1 protein-coding gene is annotated in these 2073 nt (G+C 62.4%); it reads right to left on the minus strand.

Annotated elements, in window-relative coordinates; translation table 11 throughout:
• Positions 1-264: 264 nt before the first annotated feature.
• Positions 265-1560: an MFS transporter gene (locus G7Y49_RS11865; RefSeq protein WP_165174077.1), complete on the minus strand. Its 1296-nt coding sequence runs from the start codon at positions 1558-1560 to the stop codon at positions 265-267.
• Between the last annotated feature and the right edge of the window lie 513 nt (positions 1561-2073).

Raw genomic sequence — 2073 nt, forward strand, 5'->3', positions numbered from 1 at the left:
GCGGCGCCTGGGGCCGCGCCTGTCTTGCGCTATATCGGGGAGTCTATCATCTCCCGAACCCTGGGTGCCTGGCGGCAGGGCGGGCTGCTTCGGGCAGCTCCGCGTCTGGATCCGGGTCATATTGTCTCCTTGTCTGCTCGTAAGCAACCACACACTCAGCTTGTATACGAAATTGCGTTTTGGACGCTTGCGCAAGCTGTCGAAAAGGAAAAGCACCTGCGAAGCCTGACTGGTGCCCTCCGCGCTCGGGGAACGCCTACGAGCCTACGGCGTCTGCTCAACTGCAGGATGACCGGGAGAAGCGGCATCGAGCTCCCGCACGCTCTTCGAAAGGGCAAGCGAAGCGGCCAGCAGAAGAATGAAGGCGCCATCGATCTGGAAGAAAAGCGGCGTGCCGGTGACTTCGGCGACAACGCCTCCGAGCGCCGTGCCTGCGGGGATGGCCAGGCCGTTCATGGCCGTGAAGAGCCCCATCACGCGGCCGAGCTTCTCGTCGGGGATGCTCTTCTGCAGAAGCGTCATGAGGGGCGCGTTGAACCACGCGCAAGCGATGGCCAGCACGCCGATGCACGCCACGAACGCCCAGTAGCCGCCCTCGGGAATGAGGCCCGCCGTCACAGCGCCCGCCCCGACCACGAACGCGGCTACGACGATTACGCGCGCGAGCTTCCTGCGCGGGTTCACGGCCATGAGGACCACCGAGCCGACGAGCAGGCCCACGCCCATGACCGCGGCGATGAGCGACGCCGCAAACCCGTCTCCTTTGAAATGGCCGTACACCATGAGAGGCATCAGCGAATCGATCGGCCCGTACGCCAGCATGCCGAGCGACACGCCGATGGTCAGCACGAGCAAGCCGCGCTGGCCCGCCAGGGTGGCTGCGCCTTCCCTGAGGCTCGCCCACGCCCCCGCCTGCTCATGCGTCCCGTGGTCGCGCGGAATCACCGCGAGCAGCATCGTGACGCCGGCGGCCGCAGCGCCGAAGCCGCCGAGGAGGAGCACGTACTGAAGGCCGAGGCTCGTGTACAGCAGGATGCCGAGCGCCGGGCCCGCGATCATCGAGATGCTGCCGAGCAGCGTGTCCATGCTGTTGATGCGCACGAGGTGACGTTCGGGCACGAGCAAGGGCATGGTCGCGTTGTAAGCCGGCGTGCGGAACCCCGACACGAAGCCGAACGCGGCGCAGTACAACGCGACCGCGGCGAAGCTCGGGCCGGCGATGAAAGTCCAGGCTGCTAGCGCCAGGCTGGTCAGCGCCATGAGCGTGTCACAGGCCACGATGATGGCCTTGCGGTTGAGCTTGTCGGCCACGACGCCCCCGAACGGCGAGAGCAGCCCCATGGGCAGAAACGCCAGCACGTAGAGGAACGCGAGGCTCAAAGGAGAGCCCGTCGTCTCGGTCGCGTACCAGATGCCAGCATAGCTGGCGGCGTTGCCTGCGAACATCGAGACGGCGTATCCGCTCCAGATGAGCGCGACGCGTCCGAGCCAATCGGCGGGCAGCGCGTGCCCGCCGGCTGTGAGGTTCGCCGTTAGCGCAGCTTGCTTCGAAGGTTCCATGCTGGCGCCTGCTCCGTTCGTCTTTTCGTTCGCTCTCAGCCCCCCGTTGACCCACCTGCAAAGCCAGCAGGCCGGCAAGGTCCGGCGAAGGGGATGCTTTTCCGGTTTCTCTTCGATCATGCTGTCGATCCAGCCCGCAATCTGATACAGTTGGCAGAGCAAAAAGTGACCGCTCGTTCACTATACATGAAAAGCGACCGTACGTACACCCAGATTTGCGAGGAAAGCAGTGGCCAGAGACACGAAGCAACGGATACTCGACGCGGCGCTCGTCATGGAGCAAGAATCGCCATCGAAAAATGCGATGGGTTCTCGCCGAGCAAAGAGGAAGGAATTCGCACTATGAACGTGAATTATGAGACGAAACCGTCAATGACCTTCATCGGTGTTTCTAGCGTCAAAAAATGAGCGCTATTCCGCTAATTATTAAACACCTTTCCATTAATAAATGAGCATCGTGAGAACCTACGTGACTGTATGCTCTTATAGATAGAATCGTATAGTGATGTGAGG

It is taken from the genome of Adlercreutzia sp. ZJ242 (assembly GCF_011038995.1).
Taxonomy (GTDB): Bacteria; Actinomycetota; Coriobacteriia; order Coriobacteriales; family Eggerthellaceae; genus CAAEEV01.